This is a genomic window from Nocardioides sp. zg-DK7169 (assembly GCF_013155365.1).
GTDB lineage: Bacteria > Actinomycetota > Actinomycetes > Propionibacteriales > Nocardioidaceae > Nocardioides.
In genome coordinates, this window is sequence record NZ_JABJRA010000001.1 from 275368 (window position 1) to 291340 (window position 15973).

The 15973-nt window shown below is 74.0% G+C and carries 16 protein-coding genes; 8 read left to right on the plus strand and 8 right to left on the minus strand.

Translation table 11 applies throughout. From position 1 onward, the window contains the following. Nucleotides 1-34 precede the first annotated feature (34 nt). Both HOQ23_RS01265 and HOQ23_RS01270 read right to left on the minus strand, forming a co-directional pair. The gene (locus HOQ23_RS01265; protein ID WP_367650321.1) at nt 35-475 is read right to left on the minus strand and encodes an SAV_6107 family HEPN domain-containing protein; all 441 of its coding nucleotides are present in this window, start codon (nt 473-475) and stop codon (nt 35-37) included. A gap of 138 nt (nt 476-613) precedes the next feature. Then, nucleotides 614-1126: a hypothetical protein gene (locus HOQ23_RS01270; protein WP_172211083.1), complete on the minus strand. Its 513-nt coding sequence runs from the start codon at nt 1124-1126 to the stop codon at nt 614-616. Between the two features lie 56 nt (nt 1127-1182). On the opposite strand from HOQ23_RS01270, the gene HOQ23_RS01275 reads away from it, so the two are divergent. Genes HOQ23_RS01275 through HOQ23_RS01285 form a run of 3 tightly spaced genes read left to right on the plus strand, consistent with a single transcriptional unit; the run spans nt 1183 to nt 3369 of the window. After that, complete coding sequence (locus HOQ23_RS01275) at nt 1183-1656, plus strand: YbaK/EbsC family protein (RefSeq protein ID WP_172211084.1); 474 nt, start codon at nt 1183-1185, stop codon at nt 1654-1656. A 7-nt stretch (nt 1657-1663) separates the two neighbouring features. Then, a complete protein-coding gene (locus tag HOQ23_RS01280; protein ID WP_172211085.1) occupies nt 1664-2029 on the plus strand; it encodes an ArsC/Spx/MgsR family protein in 366 nt (121 codons plus the stop codon). Between the two features lie 23 nt (nt 2030-2052). Beyond that, nucleotides 2053-3369: an NAD(P)/FAD-dependent oxidoreductase gene (locus tag HOQ23_RS01285; protein ID WP_172211086.1), complete on the plus strand. Its 1317-nt coding sequence runs from the start codon at nt 2053-2055 to the stop codon at nt 3367-3369. Nucleotides 3370-3387: 18 nt separating this feature from the next. Here HOQ23_RS01285 and metF read toward each other — a convergent pair whose 3' ends face one another. After that, the gene (gene metF / locus HOQ23_RS01290; protein WP_172211088.1) at nt 3388-4278 is read right to left on the minus strand and encodes a methylenetetrahydrofolate reductase [NAD(P)H]; all 891 of its coding nucleotides are present in this window, start codon (nt 4276-4278) and stop codon (nt 3388-3390) included. Between the two features lie 74 nt (nt 4279-4352). Between metF and HOQ23_RS01295 the strand changes: the two genes are divergently transcribed. Beyond that, a complete protein-coding gene (locus HOQ23_RS01295) occupies nt 4353-5429 on the plus strand; it encodes a polyprenyl synthetase family protein (RefSeq protein WP_172211090.1) in 1077 nt (358 codons plus the stop codon). Nucleotides 5430-5460: 31 nt separating this feature from the next. On the opposite strand, the gene HOQ23_RS01300 is transcribed toward HOQ23_RS01295, so the two are convergent. Next, entirely contained in the window at nt 5461-5814 is a 354-nt protein-coding gene (locus HOQ23_RS01300; RefSeq protein WP_172211092.1) for a DUF1801 domain-containing protein, read from the minus strand. A 221-nt stretch (nt 5815-6035) separates the two neighbouring features. Beyond that, nucleotides 6036-6410 (minus strand): Rv2175c family DNA-binding protein, encoded by a 375-nt coding sequence (locus tag HOQ23_RS01305; RefSeq protein ID WP_172211094.1) that lies wholly within the window; start codon nt 6408-6410, stop codon nt 6036-6038. 154 nt (nt 6411-6564) lie between these two features. Here HOQ23_RS01305 and pknB point away from each other — a divergent pair, with 154 nt between their 5' ends. The 4 genes from pknB (at nt 6565) to aroF (ending at nt 11677) form a co-directional block, all read left to right on the plus strand. Further along, on the plus strand, nt 6565-8661 hold the full coding sequence (gene pknB / locus HOQ23_RS01310) for a Stk1 family PASTA domain-containing Ser/Thr kinase (protein ID WP_367650322.1): 2097 nt from the start codon (nt 6565-6567) through the stop codon (nt 8659-8661). 59 nt (nt 8662-8720) lie between these two features. Next, nucleotides 8721-9413 (plus strand): MOSC domain-containing protein, encoded by a 693-nt coding sequence (locus HOQ23_RS01315; RefSeq protein ID WP_172211098.1) that lies wholly within the window; start codon nt 8721-8723, stop codon nt 9411-9413. A 108-nt stretch (nt 9414-9521) separates the two neighbouring features. Beyond that, entirely contained in the window at nt 9522-10460 is a 939-nt protein-coding gene (locus HOQ23_RS01320) for a deoxyribonuclease IV (protein ID WP_172211100.1), read from the plus strand. Nucleotides 10461-10624: 164 nt separating this feature from the next. Then, nucleotides 10625-11677, plus strand: a complete 1053-nt coding sequence (gene aroF / locus HOQ23_RS01325; protein WP_172211102.1) for a 3-deoxy-7-phosphoheptulonate synthase — start codon at nt 10625-10627, stop codon at nt 11675-11677. Nucleotides 11678-11943: 266 nt separating this feature from the next. On the opposite strand, the gene HOQ23_RS01330 is transcribed toward aroF, so the two are convergent. The 3 genes from HOQ23_RS01330 to HOQ23_RS01340 form a co-directional block, all read right to left on the minus strand. After that, nucleotides 11944-12936: a low specificity L-threonine aldolase gene (locus HOQ23_RS01330; RefSeq protein WP_172211104.1), complete on the minus strand. Its 993-nt coding sequence runs from the start codon at nt 12934-12936 to the stop codon at nt 11944-11946. 20 nt (nt 12937-12956) lie between these two features. Then, entirely contained in the window at nt 12957-14309 is a 1353-nt protein-coding gene (locus HOQ23_RS01335) for a class II 3-deoxy-7-phosphoheptulonate synthase (protein ID WP_172211106.1), read from the minus strand. Between the two features lie 92 nt (nt 14310-14401). Continuing rightward, entirely contained in the window at nt 14402-15856 is a 1455-nt protein-coding gene (locus tag HOQ23_RS01340) for an APC family permease (protein ID WP_172211108.1), read from the minus strand. Nucleotides 15857-15973: the final 117 nt, after the last annotated feature.

Genomic DNA, 15973 nt, shown 5'->3' on the forward strand with positions numbered 1-15973 from the left:
CCACTCGGGAGGCCGGCCGATCGCGTGCCCCGGCTCAGCCGGCGCGCACGGCGCGCTCCGCGACCGGCGCGTGGGGCATCAGCCCGAGGGCGTGCTCCACGACGGCGAGGAACCGGTCCGCGTCGCGGACCAGGTCGTCGGCCTCGCGCTCGCTGACGGCGCGGGTCGAGCCGGCCTCGCAGGCGGCGCGCTTGGCCGCGCCCGCGGCGAAGAACCGGGCCCACTCCCCCAGCTCCGGGGCGACCCCGGAGAGCAGGACCCAGGCGTTGCGCTGGGGCCGACGGCGGGCCGGCTCGGGACGCGCCCGGGCCGCGAGCAGGGCGGCCGCGGCACGCAGTGCCGCGACATGGGCGCGGGCGTAGCGCGTCGGCGCGTCGGGGGCGGCCATCGCCTCGCTCAGCGACTCTGCGGAGCGGGCGAGGTAGGCGTGGGTGGTCGCCGGAAGGGCGTAGGGATGAGGGGCGTCGTACGGCACGGGATGGTCCTCTCGCTCACCGACCCTGGTGGGACCGGTGGGGAGGGAGCACCCCCACCGGCACTCTCGAACGCGTGTTCGAGCATGCCGGCAAGCTACACGCGCCCACCGACAACCGCCGGGAACGCGCGCCGTGCGTCAGCGCTGGACGGTGTCGCGGTCCTCTGCGGACCAGGAGTGCAGGTAGGCGGTGGTGTCCTTGTGCACGAGCAGCACCAGGAGCGTGATGGTCAGCACCAGGCCGACCACGGAGAGGACCAGGAACATCGCCGGCGGCGCGGTGATCAGGATGGCGCCCACCCCGATCACCAGGGTCAGCAGCGTGACGATCAGGCACACCCGGGCCCACTCGAAGCCCGCGGCGAAGAGCGGCGCGAGCACCGCGAGCATCCCGGCCATCACGAGGTAGATGACCGCGGTCACCGGCACGAAGGCCGGGGGCTTGATGACGCCCTGCTCGACGGCCTCGACGCCGCCGGAGGCCAGCACGTCCCGCACGGAGCGGTGGCCCTCGGCCCAGGAGCGGACCAGGTCGTCCTCGAAGATCCAGGTCAGCAGGACCGCGACCGCACCGAACGCGACCAACGCCCAGAGCACCTGGAGCGCGCGGCGCACCGACTCGGGCCTCGAGTTGTCCTGCTGTGCAGCCATGCATCCTCCATAGGTCGTCCCCGGGCCGGCCCGCGCGCTGGCTAGGGTTCCCCACCATGGACGTGGAGCACCCCTCGATCGCGAGGTTCCGGGCGGAGCACACCCGCCGCGGCGGAACCGGTCAAGTGGTCATTCTGCCGGACTCGGTCCACACCGCCGCACTCGCCGCCGAGGCGCTCGGGTGCGAGGTCGGCGCGATCGCCAACAGCCTGGTCTTCGACGCCGACGACGCACCGGTGCTGCTGCTGACCTCGGGGGCGCACCGCGTCGACCCCGCCGGGGTCGCGCGACGCCTCGGGGTCGAGCAGCTGCGCCGCGCCAGTCCGGCGTTCGTCCGCGCGCACACCGGCCAGGTGATCGGCGGCGTGTCGCCGCTCGGGCACCCCGCGCCGGTGCCGACCTTCCTCGACCCGTGGCTGCGCCGCCACGAGGTGGTCTGGGCCGCCGCCGGGCACCCGGCCGCCGTCTTCTCGACGACGTACGACGAGCTGCAGGCGCTGACCGGCGCCCGCGAGCTGGACATGGAGTGAGCTGAGCATGGAGATCTGGATCAACCCCGCCTGCTCGAAGTGCCGTACGGCGCTGCGCGCGCTCGAGGACGCGGGCGTCGAGCACACCGTGCGCCGCTACCTGGAGGACCCGCCCAGCGCCGCGGAGCTCGCGGCCGTGGTCGAGCGGCTCGGCCTCGAGCCGTGGGACGTCGCGCGGGCCGCCGAGGCGCGCGAGGCCGGCATCGACCTGCCGCGCACGCCCGAGGCCCGCGCGGACTGGCTGGCCGCGCTGGCGGCGAACCCCCGCGCGATCCAGCGCCCGATCGTGACCGCCGACGACGGCACGACGCTGGTGGCCCGCGACGAGGAGGCCGTGGCCCGCGTGGTCGCCCTCGGGCGGCAGGAGGCCTGAGGGCGTGTTCTAGTCTTCGCGCCATGGCGCGGGTGGTGGTGATCGGGGGCGGTCTGGGCGGTACGGCGACCTCGGCCCGGCTGGCCAAGCTCGGCCACGACGTCACGCTGCTCGAGCGCGGCGACCGCCTCGGCGGCGCGCTCGTCCCCGTCGAGCAGGACGGCTTCTCCTGGGACGCCGGACCCTCCTCCACGCTGCTGCCCGCCGTGCTGCGCGACCTGTTCCGCAAGAGCGGCCGCCCGCTGGAGCGCGAGCTCGAGCTCGTCGCGATGGACCTCGTGCGCGAGCACCGCTTCGAGGACGGCTCCACCCTGCGGCTGCCGTCCTCGCGCGCCGGCCAGCTGCACGCGGTCGACGAGCTCGCCCCGGGGCTCGGCGAGCGCTGGGTCGAGCACGTCGCGTCGTACGCCGAGGAGTGGGAGGTGCTGCGCCGCCACTACCTGGAGGTCCCGTGGGACCCCGAGGCCGTCCCCCGCGAGCTGGCCGCGCTGCTGGACCGCCGCGAGTCCCTGCGCCGCCGGCTGAACCGCTCCCTGCGCGACCCCCGCCTGCGCCTGGTCGCGGCGTACCCGTTCCTCGCCGACGGCCAGGACCCGCGCGACGTCCCGTCCTGGGCCGGGGTGCGCTCCTACGTCGAGCAGCGCTTCGGCGCCTGGACCTTCGAGGGCGGCGCCGAGGCGCTCGCCGCCGCGCTCACCGCGCGGCTGGCCACCCGCCGCGTCGACGTGCGCACCGGGGTCCGGGCCACCGACGTCGTCGTGCGCGGCGGCCGTGCGGTCGCGGTCGCGACGAGCGCCGGCGAGGTGGACGCCGACGTCGTGGTCTGCGCCGTCGACCCGCGCGGCCTGCCCGCGCTGGCGTCGTACGTCGCGCGCACGACGCCCGCGCTGCCGCCGGTGATCTGCCACGTCGGCGTCGAGGCCGCCGCGGCCGCCGCGGCCGGCCTGCCCGACGAGCCGCACGACCTGGTGGTGCACGGGGACCCGATGCTCGTCGTCCGCGCCGGCGGCACCGCTCCCGACGGCGCCCGTGCGGTCAGCGTCCACGGACGCGGTCGCCTCGCCGAGGACATCCTGCTCGCCCTGGCCCGCCAGGGCATCGACCTGCGACCCGGCCTGCTCACCCGCGTCGACCGCAGCCCGCGCGACCTGGTCGCCCAGTGGGGCGGGTCCCCGCTGGGCGTGCAGTGGCAGGGCCGGCGCACGGTACGGCGTCGCCTCGGCCCGCGCACCCCGGTCCCGGGTGTGCTCGCCGCGGGCGCGCACGCGACCCCCGGCAGCGGGCTGCCCTACGTCGGGCTCTCCGCGGCGCTGGTCGCGCAGGTCGTCGGCCCGGCCTGAGCCGCGCCGGCCGAGCGGTCAGACCGCCATGTTGAGCGCGGCGAAGATCTCCAGCGTCGCCTTGGAGCGGTTCAGCGTGTAGAAGTGCAGGCCCGGGGCGCCGCCGGCGAGCAGCTCCTCGCACAGCTCCGCGGCCAGCGCGATGCCCTCGGCCCGCACCGCGGCCGGGTCGCCCTCGTGGGCGGAGATCCGCGCGACGATGTCGGCGGGGACCTCGCAGCCGATCAGCTCGCCCTGGCGACGGATCGCGTTGAGGTTGAGGATCGGCATGATGCCGGGCAGCACGGGGATGTCGATCCCGCGCGCCCGCACCCGGTCGACCAGCGCGAAGTAGTCCGAGGCACGGAAGAACATCTGGGTGACGGCGAACTCGGCACCGGCGCGGGCCTTGGCCACCAGCACGTCGGCGTCGTGGTCCAGCGACTCGGCGGTGGGGTGCCCCTCGGGGAACGCGGCCACACCGACCGTGAAGTCGCCGCGTGCCCGGGCCAGCTCGACCAGCTCGGTGGCGTAGGTGAGCCCGCCGGGGGTCGCCTTCCACGGTGCCCGCGGGCCGTCGGCCGGGTCGCCGCGCAGCGCCATCACGTTGTGGATGCCGGCCGCGGCGTAGCTGTCGAGGATCGACTCGAGCTCCGCGCGGGTGTGCCCGACGCAGGTGAGGTGCGCCATCGGGGTCATCGACGTCTCGCGCGCGATCCGGCTGGTGACCCGCACGGTGGTGTCGCGGCTGGAGCCGCCGGCGCCGTACGTCACGGAGACGAAGGTGGGCCGGTAGGGCTCGAGCGCGCTGATCGCGCGCCACAGCTGCTCCTCGCCGGCCTCGTCCTTCGGGGGGAAGAACTCGAAGGAGAACGAGCGTCCGCCGTCGCGCACGAGCTGGGCGATGCTCGCGATCCGGTCCTCTGCCATGCCCGAAGTCTAGGTTCAGTGCGCGCCGAGCCCGGTGCCAGTCCACCCGCGGGTCGGACGCTAGCCTCCTCTGCGTGAGAGCCAGCGGATGGGACGGCGCCGGATTCCGCGACCGCGTGCAGGCCACGCTGGACGCGTTCATCGACGAGCAGGCCGAGCGGCTGGCGCCCCTGGGCCCGGACGCGGGGCTGCTCATCGAGGAGGCCCGTCGCTCCGTCGCCGGCGGCAAGCGGCTGCGGGCGTCGTTCTGCTACTGGGGCTACCGCGCGGTGACCCCGCCTGCCGACGAGGCCGAGGAGACCGCCCTGCTGCGGGCCTGCGCCGCGCTGGAGATCCTCCACGCGAGCGCCCTCGTGCACGACGACTTCATGGACGCCTCCGACACCCGCCGTGGCCGGCCCGCGACGCACCGCGCCTTCGAGGCCGCGCACCGCGAGCAGGAGTGGCGCGGGGACCCCGAGCAGTACGGCGCCGCCGCCGCGATCCTGCTCGGCGACCTGCTGCTCACCTGGTCCGACGAGCTGATCCGCCGCTGCGGGCTGCCGCTGGAGAGGGTCATCCCGGCGCTGGAGGTCTTCGACCTGTGCCGCTCCGAGGTCGTCGCCGGGCAGTTCCTCGACGTGTCGGTGCAGGCCCGTGGCCGCGCGGACGTGGACACCGCGATGACGGTGCTGCGCTACAAGTCCGCCAAGTACTCCATCGAGCGGCCGCTGCACATCGGCGCGGCGCTGGCCGGGGCGGACGAGGCGGCGCTGCGCGCGCTGACCGGGTTCGGGCTTCCCCTGGGCGAGGCCTTCCAGCTCCGCGACGACGTGCTCGGCGTCTTCGGCGACCCCGCGGTCACCGGCAAGCCCGCCGGCGACGACCTCGTGGAGGGCAAGCGGACCGTGCTGGTCGCCCTCGCACTGGACGCCGCCCCCGACGGGGACGCCGCGGTGCTCGACGGGGCCCTCGGCACCCGCCTCTCCCCCGCCCAGGTCACCGAGCTCCAGCGGATCATGACCGACTCCGGCGCCCCCGCCCAGCTCGAGGAGGTCATCGAGGCGCTCAGCGAGCGCGCGGTGGCCGCCCTGCGCGGAGCCGGGCTCGACCCGGAGGCGACCGTCGTGCTCGAGGAGCTGGCCGCGGCCGCGACGCAGCGCACCGTCTGAGCGGCCGCGGCGGGCAGCCGGTGGCTGCCGGTCAGTCGACCACCGAGCAGACGATCTCCGCGATGCGCTTCTCGGTGGTGTCGTCCACCGTCTCGAAGTACCACGCCGCCGGCATCAGCTCGCCGTCCGCGCCACCGGCCGCACGGAAGGACGCCTTCTCGGTGATCGCGAGGTTGAGCCGCTCGTCGTTGCGCAGCGTGAGCAGCGCCGGCGTGCTGGCCGAGGCCGCGTAGGCGGGCATGCCGTACCAGATGCGCGGTTTGAGGGTCGGGGCCGCCGCCATGATGACGTCGTGCACCCGCTGGAGGGTCGAGCGCCTCGGCTCGTCCATCGCCGCGATCTTGTCGATCACCTGCGTGAGGTTCTTCTCGTCCTTCGTCGCCATGTCATGTCCTCTGGTCTGCCGACGCCGGGGCGCCGCCGGGGAACGAAGCCGGCGCAGGAGCGCCGCACCCCATCCGGACATGTCCTGAGCTGCTCAGGCCTCTCCGCGATGATTCACGTGGTCCGCCACGTGGAAGCGCAGTCGGTCATGGACCGACCGCCCACCACGCTAGCCGATCGCTCGCGCCGGCGCACCCAGGTCAGAGGGACCTCAGAGCGACCTCAGAGCGACATCGCCTGGGCGCGCCGCTTGGCCTCCGAGCCGCGGTTCTCCCGCAGCGCGTCGATCGGGCGACCCGGCAGGTCGTCCTGCTCGGTGAAGAGCCAGGCGATGCACTCGCGGTCGTCGTAGCGGCCGTCGTGCAGCACGGTGAGCAGTCCCCCGAGGCCCTTGACCGGCAGCCCGTCCTGGATGAAGTCGGCGGGGATCTGCTGGCCGGCGCCGGGGCTCGGCACGGCCGCTGCGAGCTCGTGGTCGCGGATCATCGTGCGGACCTTGGCGACGGTGACCCCGAGCCGACGGGCGGCCTCGGCCCAGTCGATCCAGTCGGGGACGAGCACGGCGAGGTCGGCGTCGGCGAGGCGCGGTTCGGTCATGTGCCCATCGTCCCACCCTCGGGCCGAGCACGAAAACCGCCCACGAAAACTCCGCTGCGCCACGCCGGAGGGTGACACGCGCGACGCGGGGGCGGGCGGATCCGTACGATGGGCGCCACCGGAACCTTCCCCTTCCGGTCGCAGGAGGGTCGCTGTGCAGACGGATCGGCACGCCCGCGCGGGCAAAGCCGCGTCCGCGGCGTCCCCTGCCGACCCCCTGACCGGTCGCCTCCTCGACGGTCGCTACCGGGTCGGGCGCCGGATCGCCCGCGGCGGCATGGCCAGCGTGTACGAGGCCACCGACACCCGGCTGGACCGCACCGTCGCGGTCAAGGTCATGCACCCCGGCCTCGGCGACGACGACGAGTTCGCGGCCCGGTTCGTGCGTGAGGCGCACGCCGCCGCCCGGCTGAGCCACCCCAACGTCGTCGCGGTCTTCGACCAGGGCAACGACGACGGCGTCGTGTTCCTGGCGATGGAGATGGTCGTGGGCCACACCCTGCGCGACACGATCTCGCAGGAGAGCCCGATGTCGCCGGCGCGGGCGATCGCGCTGCTCGAGCCGGTGCTCGCCGCGCTGGCCACCGCGCACCGCGCCGGGCTGGTCCACCGCGACGTCAAGCCCGAGAACGTCCTGATCGCCGAGGACGGACGGATCAAGGTCGCCGACTTCGGCCTCGCGAAGGCCGTCAGCGCCGACACCCAGCACACCGCCACCGGCGGGGTGCTGATCGGCACGCTGTCCTACCTGGCCCCCGAGCTGGTCGTGGAGGGTCGCGCCGACGAGCGCGCCGACGTGTACGCCGCGGGTGTGGTGCTCTTCGAGCTGCTCACCGGGCGCAAGCCGCACGAGGGCGAGAGCCCGATCCAGGTGGCCTGGAAGCACGTCCACGAGGACGTCCCCGCCCCCTCCAGCCTGGTGCCCGGCATCCCGGCGTACGTCGACGCGCTGGTCGCCCGCGCCACCGCGCGCGACCGCGGGCAGCGCCCTGCGGACGCCGGCGTGCTGCTGCACCACGTGCGCCGGGTCTCGCTGGCGCTCGCCGACGGGCTGAGCGAGGACGCCGACCTCACCGAGGACCTGCGCCCGCGCCCGGTCCCGGAGTCCGAGCAGACCCGCGTGGTCCCGCTGCTGCCCGGCGGGGCCGGTGCCGAGGAGGCGACCGCGCCGTTCGCGGTGCTGGCCCCCTCCGACCTCGCCTCCCCCGAGCCCTCCGCCCGGGCCTCCTCCGGCTCCACCGAGGCGGCCGGCACCGACCTCACCACCCGGGTCCCGATGCTGGACGGTCCCGACGGTCCCAAGGACCACGACGAGCCCGAGGGCGCGGCCGGACCAGCCGAGCCCGGCCGGCGCCCACGGCGCTCGCGCCGCGGACCGCTGCTGCTGGTGCTCGCGCTGGTGCTGGCCGTCGCGGTCGGCGGCGGCGCCTACTGGTTCGGGTGGGCGCGGTACACCCACGTGCCGGCCGTCATCAGCCTCTCCGAGTCCGCGGCCACCGACCGCCTCGAGGCCGCGGGCCTCGACGTCGAGGCCGGCGACCCGGCGTACTCCGAGACGGTCCCGAAGGGCGAGGTGATCGACACCGACCCCGGCGCGGGCGAACGGATCCTCGACGGCGGCGCCGTCACGCTCACCGTCTCCCTGGGCCCGGAGCGCTACCAGCTCCCCCGGCTCACCGGCACGCCGCGGGCGCAGGCCGAGGAGCGGCTCACCGAGATCAAGGCCAGTGTCGGGCGCACCACCGAACGGTGGTCGGAGAAGATCCCCGAGGGCGCGGTCATCCGCACGGTGCCCGCGGCCGGCAAGATCCTGGCCCCCGGCGCCAACGTCGAGCTCGTGGTCAGCAAGGGTCGCCGCCCGATCCCCGTGGGCAAGTGGGTCGGCGAGGACCTCGACGACGCCGAGGCCGCGCTGGAGAAGCGCGGGCTGCGCGCCGAGGTCGAGGAGGAGCGGTTCTCCGACGACGTTCCCGAGGGCGTCGTGATCTCGCAGTCGCCGCGCGAGGGCACCCTGTTCCGCGACGACGCGGTGAGCTTCGTGGTCTCCAAGGGCCCCGAGATGGTCGAGATCCCCGGTGGGCTGCGCGGCTCCGGCGTCGAGGAGGCGATCGCCAAGCTGGAGGCCGCGGGCTTCAAGGTCAAGACCGAGGAGAGCGCGCTGTACGTCGGCCTGCGCTACGTCGTCGGCGTCAGCCCCGGTTCCGGCAAGAGCGCCCCCAAGGGCAGCACCGTCACCCTGTCGCTGGTCTGAGAGCGGCCGCCGGGGCGCGTACCCAGCCCGGTGACGCTCCCGCGCGCTACCGTTCGGGGATGTCCTTCACGGTCGTCTCCCTGCGCCGCTACCCGGTCAAGTCGATGGGTGGCGAGGGGCTCGACGCCGCGGTGCTCGACGCCCGCGGCATCGCGGGCGACCGCTGGTACGCCGTGGTGGACGACGAGGGCCGCCTCGCCTCGGGCAAGAACGGCCCCCGCTTCCGTCGCCGCGACGCGGTCTTCGCCTACACCGCCCTCGCCGGGGACCGCCCGGGCGAGGTCGTGGTCGTCGGCCCGGACGGCCGGTCGAGCGCCGGCGACCCGGCGCTCGACGCCGAGCTGAGCCGCACGATGGGTGACGCCGTGCGCCTGCTGCCCGAGACGGGCACCCCGCACCAGGACAGCGGGCCCGTGTCGCTGGTCGGCACCGCGACCCTCGAGTGGTGCGCACGGCGGTGGGACGTGAACGCCGATCCCCGCAGGCTGCGGGTGAACGTCGTGGTGGCCACCGACGAGCCGTTCGTGGAGGAGACCTGGGTCGGGCGCACCCTGGCCTGCGGGGACGCGCGGTTGCGGGTGGTCGACCGCATCCCGCGGTGCCGCATGGTCGACATCGACCAGGACGGCGCCACGGCCGAGGGCCGCCTCCTGAGGCACCTCGCCGCGGAGCGCGACCTCTCCCTCGCGGTGTACGGCGACGTGGCCGTCCCCGGCACCATCCGGCTGGGCGACGCGCTCACCGTGCTCTGACCTGTCCTCACCTGCCGCCGAGGTTCCCGCCGACGCGACCCATGGTGCAGCGATCGTGGCGACGACCTGGGTGCCGTCGGCAGTCCCGGCCTCACGTAGCGTTCGGGGGTGACCAGCCCCGCCCCGCTCAGCCCGTCCCACCCCTCGACCACCCCGGCGGAGCGCAACCCCGTCGGCACCCACGTGCAGGTCGGCAAGGGCCTCGTCGCCGGCGCGCTGGCCAGCGCCGAGGAGCTGGGCTGCGAGGCCTTCCAGGTGTTCGTCGGCAACCCCCGCGGCTGGGCGCTCTCCCCCGGCAAGCCGGCCGAGGACGCCGCGTTCCGCGAGGCGATCGCCGAGCGCGGCCTGCGGGTGTTCATCCACGCGCCGTACCTGGTCAACCTCGGCAGCCCGACCCCCGCGACCTACGAGAAGTCCGTCGCGGTCGTGGCGCACAACCTGCGCCGGGCGGCCGCGATCGGCGCCGAGGGCGTGGTCGTGCACACCGGCTCCTTCGTCGACCCCGACCCGGCCGCGAGCCAGGAGCGGTACGCCGCGGCGATGGCGCAGGTCCGCGAGGGCCTGCTGCCGGCGCTCGAGGAGCTGGGCGAGGACCCGGACGGGCCGTCGCTGCTGCTCGAGCCGACCGCCGGGCAGGGCCGCTCGTTGTGCGCGGGCGTGGAGGACCTCGCGCCGTACCTCGACGCGCTCGACCACCACCCCAGGGCCGGCATCTGCCTGGACACCTGCCACGTCTTCGCCGCGGGCGCGCCGCTCGACGAGCCCGGCGGGACGACCGCCACCGTGGACCGGATCGTCGAGATCGGCGGCCCCGGCCGGCTGCGCCTGATCCACGCCAACGACTCGATGGACGTCCGCGGCGCCTTCAAGGACCGCCACCAGCAGATCGGGCAGGGCCACATCGGCACCGGGGCGTTCAGCGAGCTCTTCGCCCACCCGGAGACCGCCGGGGTGCCGTTCGTGCTCGAGACGCCCGGCTCCCGCGACACCGGGAACCCCGACATCGCGCTGCTCAAGACGCTGCGCGCAGCGGCGTTCCCGGGCTGAGTCGCGCATCACCCGGGGCGTCCGTCCCATGCTCCGGAAAACCGGTCGAGGGCGCCGGACGGGCTGACTACCGTCGTGCCCGTCGAACACCCCTCCAGACCGACGCCGGCCGGGCGCGCCGTCGGTCCTCGCGCGCGGGGCACGGGCCACTGAGAGGAAGCACCATGGTCGTCGTCATGTCCCCGGACGCCACCGAGCAGGACGTCGCCCGCGTCGTCAGCCGGGTGGAGAACGTCGGCGGCGCGGCGTTCGTCAGCAAGGGCGTCGTCCGCACGATCATCGGCCTGGTCGGCGACGTCGGGTCCTTCCACCACCTCAATCTGCGCACGCTGCCCGGCGTCGCGGACGTCCACCGGATCTCCGACCCCTACAAGCTCGTCAGCCGCCAGCACCACGCGGACCGCTCCACGGTCTGGGTCGGCCAGCCCGGCCGGCAGGTGCCGATCGGTCCGGGGACGTTCACCTTCATGGCCGGTCCGTGCGCGGTGGAGAGTCCCGAGCAGACCCTCGAGGCCGCGCAGATGGCGAAGTCCGCCGGCGCCACGATCCTGCGCGGCGGCGCCTACAAGCCGCGCACCTCGCCGTACGCCTTCCAGGGGCTGGGGCGCGCGGGCCTGGAGATCCTTGCCGACGTGCGCTCGCTGACCGGGCTGCCGGTCGTCACCGAGGTCGTCGACGCCCGCGACGTGGAGATCGTCGCCGAGCACGCCGACATGCTCCAGATCGGCACCCGCAACATGGCGAACTTCGGACTGCTCCAGGCCGTCGGCGACGCCGGCAAGCCGGTGCTGCTCAAGCGCGGGATGACCGCGACCATCGAGGAGTGGCTGATGGCCGCGGAGTACATCGCGCAGCGCGGCAACCTCGCCATCGTGCTGTGTGAGCGGGGCATCCGCACCTTCGAGCCGGCCACCCGCAACACCCTCGACATCTCGGCGGTCCCGGTCGTCCAGGCCAGCAGCCACCTGCCGGTCATCGTCGACCCCTCGCACGCCGCGGGCCGCAAGGACCTCGTCGTACCGCTCTCACGGGCGGCGATCGCCGTCGGCGCGGACGGCATCATCGTCGACGTCCACCCCTCGCCGGAGACGGCGCTCTGCGACGGCCCCCAGGCCCTCCTCGGCAACGAGCTGCGCGAGCTGGCCCAGGCGGTGCGCAAGCTCCCGCCCGTCGTGGGCCGCACGGACGCCGGCGAGGTCGCCCGCTCGGCCCGCTGACCCCTCCTTCGCCGAGTCGGCCCTTGTGGTTGCGCGAGTCGGCCCTTGTGGTTGCGCGAGTCGTCCCTTGTGGTTGCGCGAGTCGGCCCTTGTGGCGAAGTTCTCCACAGCTCCGGGGCCGCCGCCGCCATTGACGCCGACTCAGCGCGCCACTAACCCCGACTCGGCGCGCCACTAACCCCGACTCGGCGCGCCACTGACCCCGACTCGGCGCGCCATTCACCCCGACTCGGCGCGCCACTGACCCCGACTCGCGGGGAAGGGGGTCAGAGGGTGGCGAGGAAGCGGGCGGCGCGGTCGACGGCGGGGCGGTCGACGTCGAGGTGGGTGACCAGGCGCAGGGCGGTGGGGCCGACGGTGCTGAGCAGGACCCCCTCCTCCCGCGCTCGTACGACGACCTCCGCGGCGTCCGGGCGGTCGACGACGACGATGTTGGTCGACACCGCGGCGGGGTCGGCGCCCAGGGCCTCGGCGAGGATCCTCGCGTGCTCGTGGTCCTCGGCCAGCCGCTCCAGGTGGTGCTCGAGGGCGTGGAGACCGGCGGCGGCGAGGATCCCGACCTGGCGCATCCCGCCGCCCATCCGCTTGCGGCGCACGCGTGCCTCGGCGACGGCGTCCGCCGAGCCGACCATCAGCGAGCCGACCGGGGCGCCGAGGCCCTTGGACAGGCAGACCGCGAGCACGTCGGCGATCGCGCCGTACTCGCGCAGGGGGGTGCCGGTGGCCACGTGGGCGTTCCAGATCCGCGCGCCGTCGAGGTGCACGCCGGTGCCGACCTCGGTGGCGAACTCGCGCAGGTCGCGCAGGTCGGCCAGCGGGAGCACCGCGCCGCCGGCGAAGTTGTGGGTGTTCTCCACCGAGATCGCCGCGGTCGGGACGAAGAACGGACCCATATCCGGGGCGAAGAGCCGGCGGATCACCGGCAGGTCGATCTGTCCGCCCTCGTCGACCCAGGTGCGCATGGTGACCCCGCCGATGCTTGCGTGGGCGCCCAGCTCGGCGCGCGCGATGTGGGCGCGCGACTCGCAGAGCACCTCCTGGCCGGGCGAGACCAGGCTTGCCACGGCCAGCACGTTGGCCATCGACCCGGTGGGGGTGAACAGCGCCGCCTCGTGGCCGAACAGGTCCGCGACCCGCTCCTCCAGGGCGAGGACCGTGGGGTCCTCGCCGTACACGTCGTCGCCCACCTCGGCGCGCGCCATCGCGGCGCGCATCGCCTCGGTGGGACGGGTGACGGTGTCGGAGCGCAGGTCGATCATGCGAGCGATACTGCCAGCGCTCAGGCCTTGCGCAGCATCTCCGCGACGAGGAACGCCAGCTCGAGGGACTGCACCCGGTTCAGGCGCGGGTCGCACACCGACTCGTAGCGGTTGTGCAGGTCCATCTCCAGCAGGTCCTCGCCGCCGCCGACGCACTCGGTGACGTCGTCGCCGGTGAGCTCGACGTGCAGGCCGCCGGGCCAGGTGCCGAGCGAGCGGTGCACGTCGAAGAAGCCCTGGACCTCCTCCACGACGTCCTCGAGGCGACGGGTCTTGTAGCCCGAGGAGGCCTCGAAGGTGTTGCCGTGCATCGGGTCGCAGACCCACGCGACCTGGACGCCCTCGGCGGTGACCTTCTCCACGATCTGCGGCAGGCCGTCACGGATCTTGCCGGCGCCGAAGCGGGTGATGAAGGTGAGCCGGCCCGGGGTGTTGTCGGGGTTCAGCTTGGCCGCGAGCGCCAGCGCGTCGTCGGCGGTCGTGGTCGGGCCGAGCTTGACGCCGATGGGGTTGCGGATGCGGCTCAGCAGCTCGACGTGCGCGCCGTCGAGCTGGCGGGTGCGCTCGCCGATCCACACGAAGTGGCCCGACACGTCGTAGGGCTGCTCGGTGCGCGAGTCGATGCGCGTCATCGCGTGCTCGTACTCCAGCACCAGCGCCTCGTGGCTGGAGTGGAAGTCGACCCGGTGGAACTCCTCGGGGTCGGCGCCGATGGCCCGGATGAACTCCAGGGCCCGCTCGATCTCGTTGGCGACCGCCTCGTAGCGCTGCCCGGCCGGGGAGCTGCGGACGAAGTCGGTGTTCCAGGTGTGCACCTGGCGCAGGTCGGCGTACCCGCCGGTCGTGAACGCGCGCACCAGGTTGAGCGTGGCCGCCGAGGCGTTGTAGACGTCGACGAGGCGCTGCGGGTCCGGGGTGCGGGACTCGGGGGTGAAGTCGAAGCCGTTGACCGCGTCGCCGCGGTACGCCGGCAGCGTGACGCTCTGCCCGTCGGGCATGGTGCGCGTCTCGGTGTCCTTGGAGCGCGGCTTGGCGTACTGGCCCGCGAGCCGGCCCACCTTGACCACGGGGACCGAGGCGGCGTAGGTCAGCACCACCGACATCTGGAGCAGCACCCGCAGCTTGTTGCGCACGTTGTCCGCGGTGACGCCGGCCAGGGTCTCGGCGCAGTCGCCGCCCTGGAGCAGGAACGCCTCACCACGGGTGACGGCCGCGAGCTTGTCGGTCAGGTCGTCGCACTCGCCGGCAAAGACGAGCGGCGGCATGGTGCGCAGCCGGTCGACGGCGGATCCGAGGGCGGCACGGTCGGGGTACGTCGGCTGCTGGGCCGCGCCCATGGCGTGCAGGGACTCGAGGGACGGGATGCTGCTCACTCCCCCAGCCTACGCGGGCGGGGCCGGGTGGCCGACTCCCCGTCCACCCGGGACGCCTCGGGCGCCCGCTCGCCTCCGGGCCGGAACGGGGCTCAGCCGTCGAGGTGGTCGATGTCGCGGAATCCGGTCTTCTTCGCGCGCACCCCACGGTTGGTCAGCCAGGCGCCCAGCCACAGCACGACGCCCAGGAGCAGCAGCAGCCCGGCGATGCGGTACTGCACCATGTCCTCCTCCAGCCGCGCCCACGGCCCGAGCAGGTAGGCGCAGGCCACGGCGCCGATGACCGGCACGACGGTCGGCGCGCGGAACTTGGTGGGCTCCGGGCGGCGGCGGGTCACCAGGCAGGCGACGTTGACCAGTGTGAAGACCGCGAGCAGCAGCAGCGAGGTGGTGCCCGACAGCGCCGCCACCATCGTGGACTCCGCCTGGAGACGGACCAGGACGATGAGCGCGAGGGCCAGGACGGTGGTGAACACGATCGCGGTCCACGGCGACTGGCGCCGGCGCGAGACCCGGCCCAGGCTGCGCGGCAGCACGTCCTGGCGGGCCATGCCGTAGATCAGCCGGCTGGCCATCAGCATGTTGATCAGTGCCGTGTTGGCGACCGCGAAGACGGTCAGGAACGGGAAGATCTTGTCGATCGGGAGGTCCGGGGCGCCGATGCGGACGACGTCCAGCAGCACGCCGGCCTCGGGGTTCTTCGGGGTGGCGATCTCGCCGGGCGGGATGACGGCCACCACCGAGATCGCGACCAGCACGTAGACCAGCGCCGCGATGCCCAGGCCGGTGAACATCATCCGCGGGAAGATCTTCAGCGGGTCCTTGGTCTCCTCCACCATGTTGACGGAGTCCTCGAAGCCCACCATCGAGAAGAACGCGATGGCGGTGGCGACCGTGACCGCCATGAAGAGGTTCTTCTCCTCGGGGCTCTCGAACACCGTGATCCGCGACAGGTCGCCGTCACCGCGGCCGACCACCCACATGCCGATGCCGATGACGATGGCCAGCGCGATCATCTCGATGATCGTCAGCACGACGTTGAACTTCACGCTCTCGCTGACCCCGCGCAGGTTGATCAGCGCGATCACGCCCATGAAGATCAGCGCGGTCACCAGCGAGGCCGTCTTTCCGGTCGGCATCGAGGGCACCAGCTCGTTGATGCCGATGAGGAGGTTCTCGGCGAGCAGGCCCGAGGACGTGGAGGCGCTGGTGATGCCCGAGCAGACCACCGTGAAGGCCACCAGGAAGGTGACGAAGTGGATGCCGAACGCCTTGTGGGCGTAGAGCGCCGCCCCGGCGGCCTGGGGGTACTTCGTGACCAGCTCGAGGTAGGAGAACGCCGTCAGCGTGGCGACCGCGAAGGCGACCAGGAACGGCAGCCAGGCCACGCCGCCGACCTCGCCGGCGAGCCGGCCGGTGACGGCGTAGACGCCCGCGCCGAGGATGTCGCCGACGATGAACAGCAGCAGGAGGCCGGGCCCGATGGTCCGCTTCAGCTCGGGACCCTGCTGGCTGCTCTCCGGCTGCGCCGGCGCGGAGGTGCTCATGGGACCACCATTGCCCCCGGACCCCCCTCGCGTAACCCCTTTCCACGGGACAAGATCCGCGCCGTCCCGTCGCAGGTCAGCGCGTAGTTCGGGCCGCGCGGGCCGCGTGTCGCGGTG

Coding starts and splice junctions, on each gene's coding strand:
- HOQ23_RS01305 (WP_172211094.1), bottom strand. CDS start 6,410: ATGACCGAACCGCGCCTCGCCGACGCCGACCTCGCCGTGCTCGTCCCC.
- HOQ23_RS01275 (WP_172211084.1), top strand. CDS start 1,183: ATGGACGTGGAGCACCCCTCGATCGCGAGGTTCCGGGCGGAGCACACC.
- HOQ23_RS01340 (WP_172211108.1), bottom strand. CDS start 15,856: ATGAGCACCTCCGCGCCGGCGCAGCCGGAGAGCAGCCAGCAGGGTCCC.
- HOQ23_RS01330 (WP_172211104.1), bottom strand. CDS start 12,936: ATGATCGACCTGCGCTCCGACACCGTCACCCGTCCCACCGAGGCGATG.
- HOQ23_RS01285 (WP_172211086.1), top strand. CDS start 2,053: ATGGCGCGGGTGGTGGTGATCGGGGGCGGTCTGGGCGGTACGGCGACC.
- aroF (WP_172211102.1), top strand. CDS start 10,625: ATGGTCGTCGTCATGTCCCCGGACGCCACCGAGCAGGACGTCGCCCGC.
- HOQ23_RS01315 (WP_172211098.1), top strand. CDS start 8,721: ATGTCCTTCACGGTCGTCTCCCTGCGCCGCTACCCGGTCAAGTCGATG.
- metF (WP_172211088.1), bottom strand. CDS start 4,278: ATGGCAGAGGACCGGATCGCGAGCATCGCCCAGCTCGTGCGCGACGGC.
- HOQ23_RS01300 (WP_172211092.1), bottom strand. CDS start 5,814: ATGGCGACGAAGGACGAGAAGAACCTCACGCAGGTGATCGACAAGATC.
- HOQ23_RS01280 (WP_172211085.1), top strand. CDS start 1,664: ATGGAGATCTGGATCAACCCCGCCTGCTCGAAGTGCCGTACGGCGCTG.
- HOQ23_RS01270 (WP_172211083.1), bottom strand. CDS start 1,126: ATGGCTGCACAGCAGGACAACTCGAGGCCCGAGTCGGTGCGCCGCGCG.